Below are 20696 nucleotides of genomic sequence, written 5' to 3' on the forward strand. Positions count from 1 at the left end.
TCTGGGTTCGTGACGTCCACCATCGAGCAGCTCGACGCCGACCTCGTCACCGACGAGGCCGTGCGCCCCGACCTGCCGTGGCAGACGATCGTGTGGGACGATCCCGTCAACCTCATGACCTACGTGACCTACGTGTTCCGCAGCTACTTCGGCTACCCGCGGGAGGAGGCCGAGCGGCTCATGCTGCAGGTGCATCACGAGGGGCGCGCGGTCGTGGCATCCGGCAATCGCGAGGCCATGGAGCGTCACGTGCACGCCATGCACGGCTATGGGCTCCAGGCCACCGTCTCGAAGGTGGAGCCGTGATCGTCGCCGGGCGCGAGGGCGGCGCCGACGGCGTCCGGATCGTGCTGGAGACCGAGGAGGCCATGCTGCTCTCCGAGCTCGCCGACCAGGTCGACTCGGTGCTGCTGCTCGGGGGTGACGACGATCCGGCGCTCGGTCGGCTCTTCCCGTCCGCCTACCCCGACGACCGCGAGGCCGCGAGCGACTACACGCGCTACACGCGCGACAGCCTCGTCGACGGCAAGCGGCAGGCGGCGCAGTCCGTCCGCGATGCCACCGCGACCGAGCGCGACGCGGGTCTCGTCGAGATCGAGCTCGACCAGGCGCAGGCGTGGGGATGGCTGACCTTCCTCACCGACCTGCGGCTGATCCTCGCCGAGCGCGTCGGCGTGACCGACCCCGACGAGGCCGAACCGGCCGACGACGAGCGCGACGACTACCTGCGCGCCGCGTACGAATGGGCGGGCATCGTGCAGGGCTCGATGCTCGAGGTCCTCGACCCGCTCGGGCGCTGACGGGCCGAAAGTCCCGTGGCCGCGGCCGCAGACCGTAGGACGATGCGCGTGAGCGCGCCCATGGACGGGCGTGCCGGAAGGGGGCGCGCCATGTCCGACACGAACGTCACCGGCTGGGTCGGCTGGGGCTGGTTCGCCGGGGTGATGATCATCATCTCCGGTGCGATCGGCGCCATCTACGGACTCATCGCGATCCTGCTGCCGAACAACACGTACTTCCTGAAGCCCTCCGACGGGGAGTTGCTGATCCTGAACGCCACCGGGTGGGGGTGGCTGCACCTGTTCCTCGGGCTGTTCCTCGTGCTCGTCGGCATCGCGCTGCTCGCCGGAGCGTCGTGGGCGCGGGTGGTCGCGATCATCCTCGCGGCGTTCAGCGTGCTGGCGAACCTCATGGTGCTGCCGCTGCAGCCCTGGTGGTCGGCGATCGTCATCGCGGTCGACGTCTTCGTGATCTACGCGCTGACGGTGCACGGCAAGGAGCTCGCCGCGAGGCGCTGACGCCTCGTCGAACCGCGCCGCCCCGGGACGACGCTCGTGGGCGGCATCGCACCGGCCGGGATCCGCCGGAGCGGCGATGGCCCGCGCGCGCCTCCGGCTGGCAGTCTGGTGCCGCGGGTCCGGCGCCTGCGCCGGCGGACGGCGCGACGGGCACGCACGAGCGGAGGAGCGATGTCCCAGCCGTCGTCGATCGCGGGGATCCTGCGGGAGCCCACGCGCACGACCGAGTCGATCGAGTCGAGCGCCCTCATCGTCGGGGCGATCGTCTTCGTCGTCGCCGCGCCGATCGGCCTCATCATGTTCTGGGGTCGGAACCTGCCGATCGCCGGGGCGGGCTCGCTCGGCACGAGCGTTGCGATCGGGTCGGCGATCGCGGGCATCCTCGCCTTCGTCGCCGGGCGGATGGTGCTTCGCCGCCGGTTCGGTCCGGAACCCGACGACCCGGCCGTGGAGGACGCCGCCGCGACGCGGACCGCGACGGGGCCGCGCGGCGCCGAGGCGCCCCCGCTGCACTGGTTCGACGTCGCCGCGCTCTCGCTCGCCCACGGCGTCATCGCGCTGCTCGGCTGGACCGGACTCGCCGACGTGCTCGAGCAGAGCTTCCTCGGCGCGGAGGTCTTCCCGATCCCCGGCGCGCTCCTGTTCGGCGTCTCGCTCGCGCTGACCGCCTACGTCTGCTTCCTGTCGTCGGTGCGGATGACGCCGATGCTGCTCTCGATCGTCCTCGCGGCGTTCCTCGTGGTCGGCGTCATCACCGCGATGCTGAGCTCGAGCGACCCGCTGTGGTGGGAGAAGAACCTCAGCGCGCTCGGAATGACCGACGACGTGTCGGCGCTCGCGTTCAACCTCACGCTCATCATCGCGGGTGCGATCGTCACGATCGTCGCCCGGTACGCCACCGCGGGCCTGCCGACGACGTCCGATCGCGATCGGAGCGGTCGCGACTTCGTGCGCTACGGCCTCGTCCTGATCGGCATCCTGCTCGCCTGCGTCGGCGTCTTCCCGGTCGACGAGTTCTTCTGGGTCCACAACTCCGTGGCGACCGGGATGGCCGTCGTGTACGCGGTGATCGTCATCGGGCTGCCGCGCTTCCTGCCGTCGATGCCGCGCGTGTTCGTGATGCTCGGCTGGGTCTACGTCGGCGTCATCGTGGTGCTGGGCGTCTTCTTCGCCGTGGGGTACTACAACCTCACCGCGGTCGAGCTCGTGGCTGGGCTGCTCATCTTCAGTTGGATCATCCTGTTCCTGCGGAACACCGGCTCGGTCGGGGCGAGGCGGGTCGTCGCCGTCACCGCCTGAGACGCCGAACGGCCGGGCACCTCCGGGTGCCCGGCCGTCCGTGGTCGTGCGTCAGGCGCCGAGCGCCTTGGCCTTGATGGCCTCGTACTCCTGCGCGTTGATCGTGCCGGCGTCGAGCAGCGCCTTCGCCTTCGCGATCTCGTCGGACGGGCTCGCGCCGCCCGCGGTCTGGCGGATGTACGCCTCGGTCGCGGCCTGCGCCTCGGATGCCTGCTTCGCCGAGCGCTTGGCCATGCCGTCACCGCGCGCGATGAGGTAGATCAGCGCCGTGAGGAAGGGCAGGAAGACCAGGAAGATGATCCAGACCGCCTTCCACCAGCCGTTCAGCTGGTGGTCGCGGAAGAGGTCGCCGATGATCGCGAACAGGGCGAAGAGGTAGGCGATGAATGCGAAGCTCCAGAAGAAGATCCACACGAAGCTCCAGAAGTTGTCCCAGAAGTCCACGGGGGTTGCGCCTTTCACGTCGTTGACGGGGACGCCGGATGCCGCCCCCGAGCGTCACACTAGCGGTGCGGCGGCTCTGGACGGGACGAATTCACGCAGAAGAGGTGAACTCTCTCCGCACGGGCCCTTCGGGTCTGGTGCCGCACGCGTCGCAGCCCTAAGGTGCTGATCGGGGGGTTGCGATGACTGCATTCGAATACGGTCCGGTCGACGTCTACGTCGTGAGCTTCGAGGGCGATCGACTCGACGAGGCGACGGCGACCGCGCTGGGTGAACTGATGGTCGGCGACGAGATCCGGCTGCTCGACCTGCTGATCGTCTCTCGTGGCGACGACGGCGAGGTCACGGTGCGCGAGTACGAGGAGTTCCGCGACGAGGCCGGCTTCACGGTCGTCGAGCTCGAGGCATCCGGCATCGTCGGCGACGAGGACATCGACGACCTGGCCGACTCGATCCCGCCCGGCACGTCGGGCGCGATCATGGCGATCGAGCTGCTGTGGGCGAAGAAGATCGCGTCGGCGTTCGCCGCGTCCGGCGGCGAGGTGCTGCAGGTCGAGCGCATCCCGGCCACGGTCGTGAACGAGGTGCTCGCCGAGGCGAGCTACGAGGAATAGGGGGAGATCATGCCGATCCGCAGGATGGGACGTCCGGGCCTGGTCGGGATGGCCGCGCGCACCGCGGTGGTCGCGGGAACCGCGACCGCGGTGAGCGGTCGCGTCGCGCACCGCCAGCAGGGGAGGTACGCCGACCAGCAGGCCGAGGAACAGGCCGCCGCGCAGCAGCAGTGGGAGGCCGAGCAGTACCAGGCGCAGCAGGCGGCAGCGCAGCAGGCGGCCATGCAGGCGCCGCCCCCGCCCCCGCCCGCCGCGCCTGCGGCCGGTGGGGTCGACGTCGTCGCCGAGCTCCAGAAGCTCGCCACGCTGAAGGAGCAGGGCATCCTGAGCGACGCGGAGTTCGCCGCGGCGAAGGCGAAGCTGCTGGGCTGACGGCGCGCGGTGACGGAGCACGAGACGCGCGACGGCTGGACGCGCGCCACGGAGATCGTGAGCGTCTTCCTGCTCTCGGTCATGGCCGTGCTCACGGCGTGGTGCGGCTTCGAGTCCTCCAAGTGGGGCGGCGAGATGTCGATCGCGTTCAGCCAGGCGTCCAGCGCGAGGATCCAGGCGGCGTCGGCCGAGGGTGAGGCGCGGTCGGCGCAGTCGTTCGACCTGACCATCTACGCCGCGTACGTCGAGGCGAACGGCAACGGCGAGGAGGAACTGGCGGAGTACATCCGCGCGCGGTTCACGCCGGAGTTCGAGGTCGCCTACGTGGAATGGGTCGCGGACGGCCAGGTGGAACGGTCGCCCTTCGCCCGCGACGAGTACGTGCCGGAGGGCACGCGCGAAGCCGAGGATCTGAATGCACGCGCCGACGCGAAGTTCGCGGAGGCGCTCGAGAACAACCAACGAGGCGACAACTACTCGCTGCTCACGGTGCTGTTCGCGCTCGTGCTGTTCCTCACCGCCATGTCGCAGCGCGAGATCGTCACCTGGATGGCGCGCACGCTCCTCGGACTCGCGGTGATCGCCGCGATCGTCGGCGTCGTCATCCTCTCGACCTTCCCGATCCGGATCTGACCGGACAAGGAGACGAGGAGGAGGGGAGATGGGCGGAACGATCGGCGACATCCTGCCGCTCGCCGTGGGGATCGCGATCAGCCCGATCCCGATCATCGCGGCGATCCTGATGCTGCTCTCGCCGAAGGCGAGGTCCACGAGCATCGGCTTCCTCGTCGGCTGGGTCCTCGGGATCGCGACCGCGGCGACGGTGTTCACCCTGCTCTCGGCGGTGCTGCCGCAGGGCGATGCGGATGACCCGAAGCCGATCACCGCGGTGATGCAGCTCGTGCTCGGGGTCGGCCTGCTGTTCCTGGCCCTCCGACAGTGGCGGAGCCGGCCCGCACCCGGCGAGGAGCCGCCGTTGCCGAAGTGGATGGCGGGCATCGACGCCATGACCGCCGGCCGGGCGTTCGGGCTCGGGTTCCTGCTCGCGGCGGTGAACCCGAAGAACCTCCTGCTCGGTGCCGGCGCGGGCCTCGCGATCGGCTCGGCCGCACTCGGGGTCGGGCCCTCCGCGGTGGTGCTGCTCGTGTTCACCGTCGTCGCCGCGGCATCCGTCGCCCTGCCGGTGATCGCCTACCTCGCGGCATCCGACCGCATGGCCGCGCCGCTCGAGCGCCTGCGCGGCTGGCTCGTGCACAACAACGCGACCGTCATGGCCGTGCTCCTCGTCGTGATCGGCGCCGTGCTGATCGGCAAGGGCATCGGCAACTTCTGACCCCGGCGCCGCGGCGCCGCACCGTCCACGGGAAACGGAGACAGGAACCATGCAACAGAACGACGCGACCGAGGCCATCCGCGCCCAGCAGCGCGGGCTCGCGTCATCACTGCCGTTCGACGACCGGCGCGACTTCGACGCCGCCGACCGCGGATTCGTCGCGGCCTACGAGCCCGGCGAGGTCCGCGATGCGGACGGCGCGGTGGTGTGGGACGCGAACGAGTTCGCCTTCGTCACCGGGGACGCGCCCGACACGGTGAACCCCAGCCTCTGGCGCCAGTCGACGCTCGCCTCGAAGCAGGGGCTCTACGCGGTCGCCGACGGCATCTACCAGGTGCGCGGGCTCGACCTCTCGAACGTGAGCTTCGTCGAGGGCGACGCCGGCGTCATCGTCATCGACCCGCTCATCTCGAAGGAGACCGCGGCCGCGGCGCTCGCGCTGTACCGTGCGCACCGCGGCGACCGGCCGGTCACGGCGGTCATCTTCACGCACAGTCACATCGACCACTTCGGCGGCGTGCTCGGCATCGTCGATCCGCAGGACGTGCGGCCGGGCGGCGTACAGGTCATCGCCCCGATCGGCATCGTCGGCGAGGCGGTCGCCGAGAACGTGTACGCGGGCACCGCGATGAGCCGGCGCGCGGGCTACATGTACGGCGCCGCGCTCGAGCGCGGCCCGAGGGGGGCGGTGGGCGCCGGCCTCGGCCAGTCGACCTCGAAGGGGCACCCGGCCATCGTCGTGCCGACGCTCGAGATCCGCACGACGGGCGAGACGCACGTCGTCGACGGCATCGAGATCGAGTTCCAGATGGCGCCCGGCACCGAGGCGCCCGCCGAGATGCACTTCCTCTTCCCGGGCAAGCGGGCACTGTGCATGGCCGAGAACGCCACGCACACCCTGCACAACCTGCTGACGCTGCGCGGCGCGCTCGTGCGCGACCCGCACGTGTGGTCGAAGTACCTCACCGAGGCGATCGAGCGCTTCGGCGACCGCATCGACGTGGTCTTCGCCTCGCACCACTGGCCCACCTGGGGTGCCGACGAGATCCGCGAGTTCCTCGGGCTGCAGCGCGACCTGTACGCGTACCTCCACGACCAGACCCTGCGCATGCTGAACCGGGGCATGACCGGCGCCGAGATCGCCGAGGAGATCCAGCTCCCGCCCGCGCTGGAGAACGCGTGGCATGCGCGCGGGTACTACGGCTCGGTCAGCCACAACGTGAAGGCGATCTACCAGCGCTACATGGGCTGGTTCGACGGCAACCCGGCGCGGCTCTGGCCGCACCCGCCGAAGCCGCTCGCCGAGCGGTACGTCGCCGCGATCGGCGGCCCGGACCGCGTGGTCGAGGTCGCGCAGCAGGCCTTCGACGAGGGCGACTTCCGGTGGGCGGCGACCCTGCTCGACCACGCCGTGTTCGCCGACCCCGGCCACGAAGCGGCTCGCACGCTGTACGCCGACACGCTCGAGCAGCTCGCCTACGGCGCCGAGAACGGCACCTGGCGCAACTTCTTCCTGTCGGGCGCGACCGAACTGCGCGGCGAGAACTTCGGCACGCCGACCGCGACGGCGGCGCCCGAGATCCTCGCCCAGCTCTCGCCCGAGCAGCTGCTCGACGCGATCGCGATCAGCGTGGACGGGCCGCGCGCCTGGGACCTCGACCTCGCGCTCGACCTGACGTTCACCGACGTCGGCCGGAACTTCCGCGTCACGCTGCGCAACGGGGTGCTCGTGTACGTCGAGAAGGCGGCCGACGAGGCGAGCGCGCAGGCCACCGTCGCGCTCGCGAAGCCGCGCATGCTCGCGCTCGTCGCCGGCGACCGCGAGAACCCGGGCATCGACCGCCGGGGCGACACCGGCGTGCTCGATCGGCTCATGTCGGTGCTCCAGCCGGGCGATCCGTCGTTCGACATCGTGCTCCCGTGACGGCGGGAGGGGAGGCGCCGCCTAGGGTGGGTCCGTGACCGACCAGGCGCCTCCCGTCCCAGCCTCCGCCCCCGACGACGGCTCGAGCGCGCGAGACGGCGGCGCGAGCCTCCGCGCCGGCGTGACCGTGATCGCCGTGCTGCTCGTGCTCGCCGCCCTCTGGTTCGCGCGCGAGCTCGTCGCGCCCCTCGCGCTCGCCGTGGTGCTCGTCGTGATCGTGCACCCGATCCGGCATCCGCTCGAGCGGCGCGGCTGGCCGCGCTGGGCGGCCACGACCGTCGTGATCGCGGTCGCGTACCTGATCCTCGCGGTGCTCGCGGCGCTGCTCGTGTTCGCGGGGGTCGAGTTCGCCGACCTCGTGGTCGACGTCGTCGACGAGCTGCAGGCGGCCGTGGCATCCGTCGCCGCCTGGCTCGCATCGGTCGGGCTCGGCGAGCAGCTGGCGGATGCCACGGCGTCGGCGCTCGACCCGTCGGCGCTGCTCGACCTCGCGCAGGGCCTCGGCGGGTGGCTGCTCGGGTTCCTCACCGCCGCGTTCTTCGTGCTCGCGTACGTGATCTTCATGGCGGCCGACGCCGCACGCTACCGACGGGCCGAGCGCGCCTTCGGCGCCGGCATCCGCCCCCGGCTCGATCGCATCCGCGCGCTGAACTCCTCGGTCCGGCGCTACTACGTGGTCAACGCGTCGTTCGGCGCGATCGTCGCGGTGATCGACGGCCTCGCGCTGTGGGCGCTCGGCATCCCGATCCCGGCGGTGTGGGCGATCCTCGCGTTCGTCACGAACTTCATCCCCAACATCGGGTTCGTACTCGGCCTCATCCCGCCGGCGGTGCTCGCGTTCGTGGTGGGCGGCGTGCCGCTGCTGCTCGTCGTGATCGCCGTCTACTCGGTCGTGAACGTCGTGCTGCAGGTGCTCGTGCAGCCGAAGTTCGTGAGCGACGCCGTCGACCTCTCGCTCACGCTGAGCTTCTTCTCGGTCGTGTTCTGGACGTTCGTGATCGGCCCGCTCGGCGCGATCCTCTCGATCCCGCTCACGCTCGCCGCGCGCGAGGCGCTGCTCGCCGACCGCGACGGGTGGCTCCGCTGGCTGTCGGGGAACGCCGCGATCAGCTCGCCTCCGGTCTCGCCTCCCGAACCTCTGGATCAGGACAGCCCCGCCGGTTAGTCTGCAAGCGGGGAGAGGGGGCACCCATGCCGCAGCGACGAACCGATCCGAGGCCGACGGCATGAGCGCGGGGGTGCACCTCAGGGGTCTTTCGACCGCCGTCCCGCCCACCGTCCTCCCGCAACCCGCCGTCCGCGACGTGTTCGCGGCGCAGACCGGCCTCAACCGGCTCGCGCAGCGCATCATCACGACCTCGTTCGACGTCTCGGGGATCGAGCGCCGGTACAGCGTGCTCGAGGAGCTCACGTTCGACGAACGCGACGACGAGCCGGTCTTCTTCGATCGCGCGTCGGGCGACCTCCTGCTGCCGGGAACGAAGGCGCGCAACGAGATCTATGCGACCGAGGCGACGAAGATGTACCTCGAGGCGGGGCGGCGCGCCATCGCCGCGACGCCCGGCATCGAGGCATCCGACATCACGCACGTCGTGACCGTGTCGTGCACCGGGTTCTACGCCCCCGGACCCGACTACATGCTCGTGCGCGACCTCGGGCTCGGCCCCGCGGTGCAGCGCTACCACCTCGGCTTCATGGGCTGCTACGCCTCGTTGCCCGCGCTGCGCAACGCCGCGCAGTTCTGCGAGGCCGACCCCGACGCGGTCGTGCTCGTCGTGAGCGTCGAGCTCTGCACGCTGCACCTGCGCTCGTCGAACGACCCCGACACCATCGTCGCGTCGTCGCTGTTCGCCGACGGCGCGGGTGCGGGGATCGTGACGGCGCGGCCGCTCGAGGAGGGCGAGCGCGCGTTCGCCCTGGATCGCTTCGAGACGCGCATCACGCCGGTGGGCGAGGGCGACATGGCGTGGAAGATCGGCGACCACGGCTTCGAGATGGTGCTCTCCAACGCGATCCCGGCGATCATCGACGACCACATCACGGGCGCGCTCGAACCGCTGTTCGCGCCCGATGACGACCTCGCCGAGGCGCTGGCGACGGATGCCGCATCCGACCACGTCGCGCACTGGGCCATCCATCCCGGGGGGCGCAGCATCCTCGACAAGGTCGAGTCCCGCCTGAAGCTCACCGAGCCGCAGCTCGAGCCCGCCCGCGAGACGCTGCGCGACTACGGCAACATGTCGAGCGCGACCGTGCTCTTCGTGCTCCGCAACATCCTCGACCGGGCGTCGTCGGCCGACGGCGACCGGGTCGCGGCGATGGCCTTCGGGCCGGGACTCACCGTCGAGTCCGCGCTGATGACCGTGAAGGGGTGACGGATGCCGCGACCTGACGCCGGCGAGCCCGGGCTGCTGCACGCGCTCGCCACGCTCGACCACAGGGACGTGGACGCGCGAGAGCTGATGGACGACGCGGCGGCGGACCCCGACACGCTGGAACGCACCTTCCACCGGTTCGGGATCGTGAACCGCATCGTGTCGCGACCCGCGGCCGTGTACGAGGAGTGGGTGCGGCCGCGACTGGCGACCACCCATCGGGCGCGCCTGCTCGACATCGGCGTCGGCGGCGGCGACCTGCCGTTCCGCATCCTGCAGCTCGCGCGGCGCGACGGATTGCGTCTCGAGATCGTCGGCATCGACCCCGACGAACGCGCGGTCGCCGCGGCGTCGCGGTTCGAGGCGCCCGGGTTCCGGGCGCAGGTCGCCACGACCGCCGACCTCGTCGCCGAGGGGGAGACGTTCGACATCGTGTGGTCGAACCACGTGCTGCACCACCTCGGCGCCGCCGAGCTCGGCGCCCTGCTCGCCGACACCGAGCGGCTCGTCGCGCCGGGCGGCATCGGGGTGCACGGCGACATCGAGCGCAGCCGCGGTGCCTACCTCGGGTTCTGGGCGGCCACGCTGCCGTTCGCGTGGAACGTGTTCGCGGGCTCGTACATCCGGCCCGACGGGCTCACCTCGATCCGCCGCAGCCACACCGCGCCCGAGCTCGCGCGGGCCATCCCGCGCGGCTGGCGGGTCAAGCGCGGGTTCCCGTCGCGACTCGAACTGGTCTGGGGCAGCGAGATCCGCGATGACTGAGGCATCCGAGGCGGCGGCGCAGGCGACACCCGGGTCGGCGGCCGGCGACCAGCCGATGCACGACGTCGTCGTGGTCGGCGCGGGCGCCGTGGGGCTGCTGCTCGCGTGCCTGCTCGCCCGCCGCGGGCTCCGGGCCGTGGTGCTCGAGCGCCGGCACGCACCAGACCCGGCGGCCACGCCCTCCCGCGCGATCGGCATCCACCCGCCGGGGCTCCGCGCGCTCGCCGCCGCGGGCGTCGGCGACGAGGTGCGCCGCCGGGCCGTCGTCATCCGCGACGGCCGCGTCACGTGCGACGGTCGCACCCTCGGCCGGCTGAAGTTCCCGCGCTCCGGGCAGGTGCACTCCCTTCCCCAGCGCGAGGTCGAGGCGCTGCTCGAGGAGCGCCTCGACGAGGCCCGGACGGTGTCGCTGCACCGCGGAGTCGAGGTGACCGGCGTCACCGACCGCGGGACGCACCTCGTCGTGCATGCCATGGATGACGGTTCGCCGCTACACCTCGCCGCGCGGTACGCGGTCGGCGCCGACGGCATCCGCAGCGGCATCCGCTCGCTCATCGGCGCGGACTGGACGCCGCGCCGCGGGCGCGCCTCGTACGTCATGTGCGACACGCGCGACGACACCGGCGCGCCCGAGACCGCGCTGCTGCACTTCGAGTCGGCCGGGGTCGTCGAGTCGTTCCCGATGCCCGGCGGACGGCGTCGGTGGGTGGCGCGCGTCCGTCGCGAGCCCGCCGTCCTCGACGCCGCCGCGGTCGCGACGATGGTCGAGGCGCGCACCGGTTCGACCTTCGACACGGATGCCGCGACCGCGCCGACCGCGTTCGAGGCCGCGCAGCACGTCGCCCACCCCATGGCGACGGGCCGCGTCGCGCTCGTCGGCGATGCCGCGCATGAGATCAGCCCGATCGGCGGGCAGGGCATGAACCTCGGATGGAGCGACGCCGTGCACCTCGACCGGGAGCTCGCCGCGGCGCTCGCCGCGGCCGCGCCGATCGACGTGTTCGCGGCCTACGACCGGTCGCGCCGGGCGGCCGCGCTGCGCGCCACGCGGCAGGCCGCGTTCAACATGCGCATGGGCGCGCCAGCGACCGGCCTGCGACTGCGCACCCGCAACGCGGCCGTGCGCGTGCTCGGGCTGCCGGGGCTCCGCGGCGTGCTCGGCCGCGCGTTCACGATGCAGTGGCTGTGACGCCGCGTCAGGCGGCGGCGCCGTCGTCCTCGTCCTCGGCGACCGCGTCCTCGGCGACCTCGGGCTCGAACGGGCTCAGCACGAAGATCGGGATCTCGCGGTCGGTCTTCGCCTGGTAGCCGTCGTAGTCGGGCCACACCTCGGTGGCGCGGGCCCACCAGGCGTCCTTCTCGGCGCCCGTGACCTCGCGGGCCAGGTAGTCGCGCTTGTCCGCGCGGTCCTGGAGCTCGACGTGGGGCTGCTGCTTCATGTTGAAGTACCACGACGGGTGCTCGGGGTCGCCGCCCTGCGACGCGACCACCGCGTACTCGCCCTCGTGCTCGACGCGCATGAGCGCGGTCTTGCGCAGCTTCCCGCTCTTCGCGCCGACCGTGGTCAGCACGATGACGGGGCGGCCGCGCAGCGAGTTCGCCTCGCGCCCCTCCGTCGCCTCGTAGGTCTCGGCCTGGTCGCGCGCCCACTTCGATGTGCTCGGCGCGTAGTCGCCCTGCAGCGGCATCCGTTCCTCCTCGTTCGGGTCCGTGCTCCACGGTAACGCGCGCGGCGCGCCCTCGATTCCCGTGGCATCCGGAATAGGGCTCACGGTTCGCAAGTTGAGCGTAGTAGACTCAACTTTGTCGAAAGGAGCCCCGTGGCCAACATGCAGGGCGCGCCGAGCTCGCAGGAGGAGCAGAAGTCGGCGCTCGAACAGTACGGCGTCAACCTCACCGAGATCGCCCGGCAGGGCAAGCTCGATCCGGTCATCGGGCGCGATGCCGAGATCCGCCGCGTCAGCCAGGTGCTGACGCGCCGTACGAAGAACAACCCCGTACTCATCGGCGAGCCCGGCGTCGGCAAGACGGCCGTCGTCGAGGGGCTCGCGCAGCGCATCGTGGCCGGCGACGTCGCCGACTCGCTGAAGGACAAGCAGCTCGTCGCGCTCGACATCTCCGCGCTCGTCGCGGGGGCGATGTACCGCGGCCAGTTCGAGGAGCGGCTGAAGGCCGTGCTCAAGGAGATCAACGACGCCGAGGGTCGCATCATCACGTTCGTCGACGAGCTGCACCTGCTCATGGGCGCGGGCGGCGGCGAGGGGTCGGTCGCGGCCTCGAACATGCTGAAGCCCATGCTCGCGCGCGGCGAGCTGCGCCTGATCGGCGCGACCACGCTCGACGAGTACCGCGAGTACGTCGAGAAGGACGCCGCGCTCGAGCGTCGCTTCCAGCAGGTGTTCGTCGGCGAGCCCAGCGTCGAGGACACGATCGCGATCCTCCGCGGGCTCAAGGGCCGCTACGAGGCGCACCACGGCGTGACGATCACCGACGCCGCGCTCGTGGCCGCGGCTGCGCTGTCGAACCGGTACATCACCGCGCGGCAGCTGCCCGACAAGGCGATCGACCTCATCGACGAGGCCATGAGCCGCCTCAAGATGGAGATCGACTCGAGCCCGGTCGAGATCGACCAGCTGAAGCGCCAGGTCGACCGGATGCGGCTCGAGGAGCTCGCCCTGAAGAAGGAGAAGGACGAGGCCTCGAAGGAGCGGCTCGAGCGCCTGCACGAGACCCTGCTCGAGAAGGAGCGCGACCTCGCGGCGCTCGAGGAGCGCTGGTCGCGCGAGCGGATGTCGCTGAACCGCGTCGGCGAGCTGAAGAAGCGCCTCGACGAGGCCATCACCGAGCGCGACCGCGCCATGCGCGAGGCCGACTACGCCCGCGCGTCGAAGCTCGAGTACGAGACCATCGCGCAGCTCCAGCGCGACCTCGAGGCGGCCGAGCAGGCCGAGGAGGCGCCCGACGAGCCGCGCATGGTCAACGAGCAGGTCACGGAAGAGGACATCGCCGCGGTCATCGCGCAGTGGACCGGCATCCCCGTCGGCCGGCTGATGCAGGGCGAGACCGAGAAGCTGCTGCACCTCGAGCAGGAGCTCGGCCGCCGCGTGATCGGCCAGCGCCGTGCGGTCGAGGCCGTCGCCGACGCCGTGCGTCGCGCACGGGCGGGCGTCTCAGACCCCGACCGGCCGACGGGGTCGTTCCTGTTCCTCGGCCCGACGGGCGTCGGCAAGACCGAGCTCGCCAAAGCGCTCGCGTCGGTGCTGTTCGACGACGAGCACGCCATGGTGCGCATCGACATGTCGGAGTACGGCGAGAAGCACTCCGTCGCGCGCCTCGTCGGCGCCCCTCCCGGGTACATCGGCTACGAGCAGGGCGGCCAGCTCACCGAGGCCGTGCGCCGCCGCCCCTACTCGGTGATCCTGTTCGACGAGGTCGAGAAGGCGCACCCCGAGGTCTTCGACGTGCTCCTTCAAGTGCTCGACGACGGGCGGCTGACGGATGGCCAGGGCCGTACGGTCGACTTCCGGAACGTGATCCTCGTGCTCACCTCCAACCTCGGCTCGCAGTTCCTCATCGACCCGACGCTCTCGTGGAGTGAGAAGGAGCAGGCGGTGATGGCCGCGGTGCGGCAGGCGTTCAAGCCCGAGTTCGTGAACCGCCTCGACGACCTCGTCGTCTTCTCGGCGCTCACGCACGAGGAGCTCGGCGAGATCGTGAACCTGTCCATCGACCGGCTCACGGCGCGCCTGCACGAGCGTCGGCTCGAGCTCGGCGTCACGCCCGACGCGCGCACGTGGCTCTCCGAGCGCGGGTACGACCCGTTGTTCGGGGCGCGCCCGCTGCGCCGCCTGATCCAGACCGAGGTCGCCGATCGTCTCGCGCGTGCGCTGCTCGCGGGTGAGATCCGCGACGGCGACACGGTCGTCGTCGGCCTCGCCGACGACGGTGAGCACCTGTCGGTGACGCGTGCGCCCGAGCCGGGCGACGTGCCGGAGGGCGGCGACCACGACGTGATCGACGCGGAGATCATCGAGGAGTAGGCGGGTCCGTGAGGCCGGTCGCGGCCTCGGTGCCCGTCGCGGGCGCCGGGGCCGGCGCCGCGCTCGGCGACGGCTCCGTCACGCCGTTCGCCGTGGCCGAGACGTGGCGCTCGAGCGCGATCGCGAGCACGATGATCGCGACGCAGCCGGCGACCATCGTCGCGATGTACCCCGCATCCCAGCCCTGGTCGAGGAGCAGCCCGGCGGCGATCGGGCCCGTGATGGCGCCGCCCTGGAAGGCCGCGGCGTTCACCGCGTTCACGCGGCCGCGGTTGCGGTCGGTCGCGAGGTCGTTGTACATCGCGGGCACCGTCGGCTGCAGCATGGTCTCGCCGAAGGCGAAGACGCCCATGAACGCGAGCACGCCGATCGCCGCGGCGAGCGAGCCCGGCAGCAGCCCGGTCGCGCCGAGGATCAGCCACGAGGCGGCCCAGACGAGCGCCATGACCTGCATCACGCGGGTTCGGCGGTGCCCCGAGATGAACCTGAGCACGGCGAACTGAAGCAGGACGATCACCGCCGTGTTGACCGCGAACGAGAAGCCGACGACCTGCGTGGAGACCCCGGAGACCTGACGGGCGAAGGCGGGGAAGCCGGCCTCCATCTGGCCGTAGCCGATGAACATCGCGATGAACGTGAGCAGGGTGAGCCAGAGGATCGCCGGGCGACGGAGGATCGCGCGGTAGCTCATCGCGCCGGCGTCGTCGGCCTGCTCGTCGCCGGCGCCCTGCGTGCGGACGCGTCGCAGCGGACCGAGCAGCAGCGCCATCGGGATGAGCTGGCTCGCCGCGTCGGCCAGGAAGATCGTCGTGAACGTCGCCGGGTCGTCGACGTCGACGTAGAAGCCGCCGATGATGCCGCCCACGCCGATGCCCAGGTTGACGAGCGCGAAGTTGACGCCGAAGTACTGCTGTCGGATCTCGCCGTCGACGACCGAGGCGATGAGCGCGTTGAACCCGGGCCAGGAGACGCCGAAGTTCACGCCCATGAGCACGAGCGCGACGGCCGCGACGGCGGGGTGCGTGGCGAAGGCGAGCAGGGCGCACCCCGCGATCATCGCCGTGAGCCCGACGAGCAGCACCGAGCGCGCGCCGTAGCGGTCGATGAGCGTGCCGCCCGGGCCCGTGACGGCGAGCGCGGTGATCGCGATCACGCTCATGAGCGCACCCGACAGGGCGAGGTCGAACCCGCGCACCTCGTGCAGGTAGATGATCGTGAACGGCAGCGTGAGCCCGCGCCCGAGCGTCTGGATGGCGACCGTCGACAGCAGCCACCGGCCCTCGGTGGGGAGCGCGTTCCAGAAGCCCGTCATTCCGGTCACCAGTGCAGTCTGCCGCAGCCCGCCGACACGGCACGTCCCTGCCCGGATGTCGCGGCCGCGGCATCCGCCACCGGCCGTTCACCCGGGCGGCCTACGGTCGTCGGCATGTCGCTGGGGGTGCGGACGGACGGACCGCTGATCGTCGAGCTCGACTCGGGAGCCGTCCGCGGGCGGCGGCGGCGCGGCACACGGCAGTGGCGAGGCATCCCGTACGCCGCCGCGCCGGCCGGCGACCTGCGGTTCCGCGCGCCCGTGCCGGTCGCGCCCTGGGACGGCGTGCGCGACGCCGCGGCGTTCGGGCCCGTCGCGCCGCAGCACCGGCGCGGCCAGTTCCTCGGGGCCGCCGAGCACCTCGCCCGCAGCGAGGACTGCCTGCGCCTCAACGTCACCGCGCCGGACGACGACGGCGACGACGGGCTCCGCCCGGTCATGGTGTTCGTGCACGGCGGCGCCTACAGCGTCGGCTCGGCCGCCGAGTACCCGAGGCAGGGCGAGCGGATGGCGCGCGAGCACGGCGTCGTCTACGTCGGCATCGACTACCGGCTCGGTGCGCTCGGATGGCTCGACCTGCGCGCCTACTCACGGCCGGGGCATCCGTTCGAGGTGAACCTCGGCCTCCGCGATCAGGTCGCCGCGCTCGAGTGGGTCCGTCGCAACATCCGCGTGTTCGGCGGCGATCCCGACCGCGTCACCCTCTTCGGCGAGTCGTCGGGCGGCAACTCGGTGACGACGCTGCTCACGGTGCCCACGGCCGAGGGGCTGTTTTCGCGTGCGATCGCGCAGAGCTCGCCGGCGAACGCCGTCTACCCGCCCTCGGTCGCGCAACGATGGGCGGCCGAGTACGTGCGGATCCTCGCGCGGCTCGTCGACGACGACGACCTCGACAGCGAGGCGCCAGAGGATGCCGCGGCCATGCTCCGCGCCGCCGACGCCATGCGGCTGGCCGACGCGACGACCGAGCTCACCGTCCGCACGCCGGACGAGAACCCGGGCACGATCGCGCTCGCGCCCGTCATCGACGGCGAGTTCCTTCCGCGTCGCCCGCTCGACGCGTTCCGCGACGGGCTCGCGCACCGCGTGCCGCTGATCATCGGCACGAACGACCGCGAGGGCTCGCTGTTCGAGGGGCGGATCGACATCCTGCCGACCACGAAACCGCGGATCCGGGCAATCTTCGCCAACACCGCGAAGCGGTCGCGCAAGGCGATCAAGGCCCGCTACCCGGGGCTGCCCGAGCGCCGCGCGGCCGCCGACTTCGCGGGCGACTTCACCTTCTGGTTCCCGAGCCTGAAGGTCGCCGAGCGGCACTCCCGGTACGCGCCGACGTGGTGCTACCGGTTCGACGCGGCGCCGCGCGCGGCGCGGTGGCTCGGCCTCGATGCCACCCACGGACTCGAGCTCTTCGCCCTGTTCGAGAAGTTCGACACCCCGGTCGGCGCCGGGCTGACGCTGCTCGGCGGGCGGCGCATGTTCCGCGCGGTCGGGCGGCGGATGCAGGCGCACTGGGCCGGCCTCGCGGCATCCGGCGAACCCGGCCCCGACTGGCCGCGCTACGACGAGCTCCACCGTCGCACGCTCGTGTTCGACGCGGTCGACCGCGTCGTCGACGACCCGCGGCGGAAGAAGCGCCGCGCGTGGCAGGAGTTCGTGCCGCACGTGTGAGCGCGCGTCTACATGAGGAGCCAGGCGTAGGCTCGCGTGCATGCTCGCCACCGTGATCCACGCCGCCCGTGACATCCGCGTCGAAGAGGTGCCCGACCCCGAACTCTCGACGGGTGGCGACGCGATCGTGCGCGTCGTGGCCGCGTGCGTGTGCGGGTCCGATCTGTGGCCGTACCGCGGCGTGACGCCGACGCACGCGCCGCACCGCATCGGCCACGAGTTCGTCGGCGTGGTCGAGTCGGTCGGGCCGGAGGTCGCCGCGGTGAAGCCCGGCGACTTCGTGATCGCGCCGTTCTACGTGTGCGACGGCACGTGCGCGAACTGCCGGAACGGGGTCAGCACCTCGTGCCTCGCAGGCAGCTGGTGGGGCGGCGAGGATCGCGTGGGCGGCGTCGCCGACGGCGGCCAGGGCGAGCGTGTGCGCGTGCCGCTCGCCGACGGCACGCTCTTCGTGGTGCCCGGGCCCGTCGCCGATGACGAGGTGCCGGGGCTGCTCACCCTCTCCGACGTCATGGGAACCGGGCACCACGCTGCGGTGTCGGCGGGGGTCGGCCCGGGCGACTCGGTCGCGGTCGTGGGCGACGGGGCCGTCGGGCTCTGCGCGATCATCGCGGCGAAGCGGCTCGGAGCGACGACGATCATCGCCATGTCGCGGCATGCCGACCGGCAGGCGCTCGCGCGCGAGTTCGGCGCGACGCACGTCGTCGAGGAACGCGGGGACGAGGGCATCGCGCGCGTGAAGGAGCTCACGGGCGGCATCGGCGCCGACCGCGTGCTCGAGTGCGTCGGCACGAAGGAGTCGATGGACCAGGCGCTCCGCTCGACCCGCCCGGGCGGCATGGTCGGCTACGTCGGCGCACCGAACGGCGGGCCCGAGCTGCCCGTGCGCCCCATGTTCAACCGCAACGTCGGCGTGAACGGCGGCGTCGCGCCGGTGCGCGGGTACATCGAGGACCTGCTGCCCGACGTGCGCTCCGGCGCCATCCGCCCGGGACTGGTCTTCGATCTCGAGCTGCCGCTCGCGGAGGCCGCCGAGGCCTACGCCGCGATGGACGAGCGCCGCGCGATCAAGGTGCTGCTCCGGCCGTGATCATCCCAGCCCTCGCCGAGTGATACCGAACGCGCCGAGTGATACCGGCGGACCGGTCACACTCGGCGCGAGCTGCATCACTCGGCGGGAGTAGCGGAGACGCGCGGCCCGGTCAGGCCGCTGCGATCACGATCTCGTCGAGCGGCTTGCGGCTGCGCGGGGCGACCTCGCGCTCGCGGAGCGGCTCGGGGAGGGCCGACGCGTCGCCGACCTTGCCGATCGCGGTGACCGAGACGACGTCGAGGCCCGCGCGCAGGCCGAACACCTCGGCGAGGCGGGCGGCGTCGAAACCGCCCATCTGGTGCGTGTGGAGACCGTCGTGCTGGGCCTGGAGCGACATGTATGCCACGGCCTGGCCGAGGTCGTACTTCGCCCACTGGCGCGCGGTGCCGGTCTCGTCGACGGTCTCGGCGACGTTCACCACGAGGGCCGCGGCCGAGTCGGCCCACGCCTGGTTGAAGCCCATGAGGGCGTCGTGGATGGCGGTGAACGCCTCGGTGCCGCGCCGGGCGACGATGAAGCGCCACGGCTGGACGTTGTTCGCCGACGGCGCCCAGCGGGCCGCCTCGAGGAGGGTGCGCAGGCTCTCCTCCGAGAGCTCGGCGGTCGGGTCGTACGCGCGCGGGCTCCAGCGCTCCACGAGGGGCGCGATGAGCGGCGCGTCGGTGGGGACGTGGCGCGAGGTGTCGACGAGGGTCATGGTGACGGTGCCTTCCGATGGTTCCGATGGATCTGCCGGGACACCGTCGTCCCAGTTCATTACAACGCATGGAATCGGCGAGTATTCCGAGTGTGCCGTCCCTCGAGATCAGATGGCCGAGTGGGCGAATTCGACGCCCGACCTCGCGTTCATCGTGTCCTGTGCGCAGTGGACCGCGCCTGTGGGGATGATGTGAGGTCTTGGCCCGACATGTTTCGTAATGCGGGTTCGTTGTTGCTTGGTTGGGTGCGTGGCGCGCGCATACGTTTGCTTCGCACTGTCCGGTGAGGGGCGATCGGGTCGGGTGGAGGGGCTGTGCGGCGGAGTTGGCGCAATGGCGTTCGTGTTCTTGTCTCAATGATGGTCGTGGGCGTGCTGACCGGGACGGTGGTGCAGCCGGCGTACGCAGAAGAGTCCTCCGACCCGGTGGCGGCGCCGTCGGTTGAGGAACTCGTCGGGTTGCCGCCGGCGCAGTCGGAGGAGTCGGCTGAGGCTGCGGTGGCGGCGATCACGCCCGAGCCGGAGTTGGCGGAGGGAGATTTCGAGCCGGACGTGTTGACGGGTGCCGCGGTCGAGGAGCCCGCGACGGTGGAGCCGCCGGCCGAGGTTGAGGCGCCGAAGCCGGGGGATGCGGGCTTCCCGGGCGAGTCGCAGGTGGTGTCGCGGTCGGAGTTCAGCACCACGTATGACATGGGTGGTGGGGAGCGGTTCACGCAGGTCTCGGTGGCGCCGGCGAATGTGCGGGTGGGTGGGAAGTGGTTGCCGATCCAGACGGCGGTGGCGGGGACGGGGTTCTGGTCGTTTCTCGGGTTCGGTGGCGGTGAGGTGTCCCAGCACCCGTTGGCGCCGGTGTTCGCCGAGACCGCGTCCGACGCGGGCGTGTTCTCGGTTGACGCGGGCGGGCAGCGGGTCTCGTTCACGCTCGAGGACGCGGGCGGGTCGAAACTGGTGCGGGACCTGAACCCGTTCGGTGGGGAGGATAACCGGGTGGAGTACTCGGACGTGTTCCCGGGCACGGACCTGGTGTACGAGGTCGAACGGGCCGAGATCAAGGAGCTCCTGCGGCTGCGGGAGGCTCCGGGCGCGGATGGGCGCACGTCGTGGGCGTGGACGGTCGATGCCGGCGATTTGGTGCCGGTGGTCACGGAGCTTGGTGCGGTGGGGTTCCGGGACGAGGCCGGGGTGCCGCAGATGGTGGTGCCCGCCCCGCAGATGTGGGACTCCGCGAGCGTGGACGGGGAGTCGGCGAACGCGACCCGCAGCGTGGACTTGGACGTCGAACCGGCCGGCGGTGGGTGGCGGTTGGTGTTGTCGGCGTCGCGGGTGTGGTTGAACTCGGCGGACCGGGTGTATCCGGTGATGGTGGACCCGACCACGTGGGTCGGGTACTCCGAGAGAGGGTGTCAGATCGTTTGTGTAAGGGGTGTCGGCTTCGTTCGAAGGGACGACACTGATGACC

The 20696-nt window shown here is 71.7% G+C and carries 21 protein-coding genes; 17 read left to right on the plus strand and 4 right to left on the minus strand.

Translation table 11 applies throughout. The features are described from left to right. The first annotated feature begins 9 nt into the window (after positions 1 to 9). The 4 genes from clpS to GJ743_RS01135 all read left to right on the plus strand — a co-directional run bounded on the left by clpS (position 10) and on the right by GJ743_RS01135 (position 2597). Positions 10 to 306, plus strand: a complete 297-nt coding sequence (clpS, locus tag GJ743_RS01120; protein ID WP_328288669.1) for an ATP-dependent Clp protease adapter ClpS — start codon at positions 10 to 12, stop codon at positions 304 to 306. Further along, positions 303 to 800 carry a DUF2017 family protein gene (locus tag GJ743_RS01125; RefSeq protein WP_155050099.1) on the plus strand — a complete coding sequence of 166 codons (498 nt, stop codon included), beginning with the start codon at positions 303 to 305 and terminating at the stop codon, positions 798 to 800. Before clpS ends, GJ743_RS01125 begins: the two co-directional genes overlap by 4 nt. Positions 801 to 890: 90 nt before the next feature. Further along, positions 891 to 1298 (plus strand): DUF7144 family membrane protein, encoded by a 408-nt coding sequence (locus GJ743_RS01130; protein ID WP_155050100.1) that lies wholly within the window; start codon positions 891 to 893, stop codon positions 1296 to 1298. 171 nt (positions 1299 to 1469) lie between these two features. Beyond that, a complete protein-coding gene (locus GJ743_RS01135; RefSeq protein ID WP_155050101.1) occupies positions 1470 to 2597 on the plus strand; it encodes a hypothetical protein in 1128 nt (375 codons plus the stop codon). Between the two features lie 51 nt (positions 2598 to 2648). On the opposite strand, the gene GJ743_RS01140 is transcribed toward GJ743_RS01135, so the two are convergent. Continuing rightward, on the minus strand, positions 2649 to 3041 hold the full coding sequence (locus tag GJ743_RS01140; protein ID WP_328288670.1) for an SHOCT domain-containing protein: 393 nt from the start codon (positions 3039 to 3041) through the stop codon (positions 2649 to 2651). A 182-nt stretch (positions 3042 to 3223) separates the two neighbouring features. Between GJ743_RS01140 and GJ743_RS01145 the strand changes: the two genes are divergently transcribed. The 9 genes from GJ743_RS01145 to GJ743_RS01185 all read left to right on the plus strand — a co-directional run bounded on the left by GJ743_RS01145 (position 3224) and on the right by GJ743_RS01185 (position 11613). Next, positions 3224 to 3655: a DUF6325 family protein gene (locus GJ743_RS01145; protein ID WP_155050102.1), complete on the plus strand. Its 432-nt coding sequence runs from the start codon at positions 3224 to 3226 to the stop codon at positions 3653 to 3655. Between the two features lie 9 nt (positions 3656 to 3664). Beyond that, positions 3665 to 4027, plus strand: a complete 363-nt coding sequence (locus tag GJ743_RS01150; RefSeq protein ID WP_230386253.1) for an SHOCT domain-containing protein — start codon at positions 3665 to 3667, stop codon at positions 4025 to 4027. 9 nt (positions 4028 to 4036) lie between these two features. Further along, positions 4037 to 4660: a hypothetical protein gene (locus GJ743_RS01155; protein ID WP_328288671.1), complete on the plus strand. Its 624-nt coding sequence runs from the start codon at positions 4037 to 4039 to the stop codon at positions 4658 to 4660. 28 nt (positions 4661 to 4688) lie between these two features. After that, on the plus strand, positions 4689 to 5360 hold the full coding sequence (locus tag GJ743_RS01160) for a GAP family protein (protein WP_155050103.1): 672 nt from the start codon (positions 4689 to 4691) through the stop codon (positions 5358 to 5360). A 49-nt stretch (positions 5361 to 5409) separates the two neighbouring features. Then, on the plus strand, positions 5410 to 7284 hold the full coding sequence (locus GJ743_RS01165) for an alkyl/aryl-sulfatase (protein WP_155050104.1): 1875 nt from the start codon (positions 5410 to 5412) through the stop codon (positions 7282 to 7284). 34 nt (positions 7285 to 7318) lie between these two features. Continuing rightward, positions 7319 to 8449 carry an AI-2E family transporter gene (locus GJ743_RS01170; protein ID WP_328288672.1) on the plus strand — a complete coding sequence of 377 codons (1131 nt, stop codon included), beginning with the start codon at positions 7319 to 7321 and terminating at the stop codon, positions 8447 to 8449. 61 nt (positions 8450 to 8510) lie between these two features. Beyond that, positions 8511 to 9659 carry a type III polyketide synthase gene (locus GJ743_RS01175; protein ID WP_155050105.1) on the plus strand — a complete coding sequence of 383 codons (1149 nt, stop codon included), beginning with the start codon at positions 8511 to 8513 and terminating at the stop codon, positions 9657 to 9659. A 3-nt stretch (positions 9660 to 9662) separates the two neighbouring features. Continuing rightward, positions 9663 to 10424 (plus strand): methyltransferase, encoded by a 762-nt coding sequence (locus tag GJ743_RS01180; RefSeq protein WP_155050106.1) that lies wholly within the window; start codon positions 9663 to 9665, stop codon positions 10422 to 10424. Next, positions 10417 to 11613: an FAD-dependent oxidoreductase gene (locus GJ743_RS01185; RefSeq protein WP_155050107.1), complete on the plus strand. Its 1197-nt coding sequence runs from the start codon at positions 10417 to 10419 to the stop codon at positions 11611 to 11613. Before GJ743_RS01180 ends, GJ743_RS01185 begins: the two co-directional genes overlap by 8 nt. 7 nt (positions 11614 to 11620) lie before the next feature. On the opposite strand, the gene GJ743_RS01190 is transcribed toward GJ743_RS01185, so the two are convergent. After that, the gene (locus GJ743_RS01190; protein WP_155050108.1) at positions 11621 to 12112 is read right to left on the minus strand and encodes a nitroreductase family deazaflavin-dependent oxidoreductase; all 492 of its coding nucleotides are present in this window, start codon (positions 12110 to 12112) and stop codon (positions 11621 to 11623) included. Positions 12113 to 12244: 132 nt separating this feature from the next. Between GJ743_RS01190 and GJ743_RS01195 the strand changes: the two genes are divergently transcribed. After that, positions 12245 to 14464 carry an ATP-dependent Clp protease ATP-binding subunit gene (locus tag GJ743_RS01195; RefSeq protein WP_376862077.1) on the plus strand — a complete coding sequence of 740 codons (2220 nt, stop codon included), beginning with the start codon at positions 12245 to 12247 and terminating at the stop codon, positions 14462 to 14464. Here GJ743_RS01195 and GJ743_RS01200 read toward each other — a convergent pair. Beyond that, positions 14451 to 15776 (minus strand): MFS transporter, encoded by a 1326-nt coding sequence (locus tag GJ743_RS01200; protein ID WP_155050124.1) that lies wholly within the window; start codon positions 15774 to 15776, stop codon positions 14451 to 14453. The two genes, GJ743_RS01195 and GJ743_RS01200, sit on opposite strands and share 14 nt — an antisense overlap. A gap of 114 nt (positions 15777 to 15890) precedes the next feature. Between GJ743_RS01200 and GJ743_RS01205 the strand changes: the two genes are divergently transcribed. Beyond that, complete coding sequence (locus GJ743_RS01205) at positions 15891 to 17447, plus strand: carboxylesterase/lipase family protein (RefSeq protein ID WP_155050109.1); 1557 nt, start codon at positions 15891 to 15893, stop codon at positions 17445 to 17447. Between the two features lie 40 nt (positions 17448 to 17487). After that, positions 17488 to 18537 (plus strand): zinc-dependent alcohol dehydrogenase family protein, encoded by a 1050-nt coding sequence (locus GJ743_RS01210; protein ID WP_155050110.1) that lies wholly within the window; start codon positions 17488 to 17490, stop codon positions 18535 to 18537. A gap of 112 nt (positions 18538 to 18649) precedes the next feature. On the opposite strand, the gene GJ743_RS01215 is transcribed toward GJ743_RS01210, so the two are convergent. Then, positions 18650 to 19237 carry a nitroreductase family protein gene (locus tag GJ743_RS01215; RefSeq protein ID WP_155050111.1) on the minus strand — a complete coding sequence of 196 codons (588 nt, stop codon included), beginning with the start codon at positions 19235 to 19237 and terminating at the stop codon, positions 18650 to 18652. A 366-nt stretch (positions 19238 to 19603) separates the two neighbouring features. On the opposite strand from GJ743_RS01215, the gene GJ743_RS01220 reads away from it, so the two are divergent. Then, positions 19604 to 20696: hypothetical protein (locus tag GJ743_RS01220; protein WP_230386254.1), on the plus strand; the 1093-nt coding region annotated here is incomplete at its 3' end.

Origin of the sequence: Agromyces bracchium, assembly GCF_009709675.1 — a bacterium.
GTDB classification, from domain to species: domain Bacteria; phylum Actinomycetota; class Actinomycetes; order Actinomycetales; family Microbacteriaceae; genus Agromyces; species Agromyces bracchium.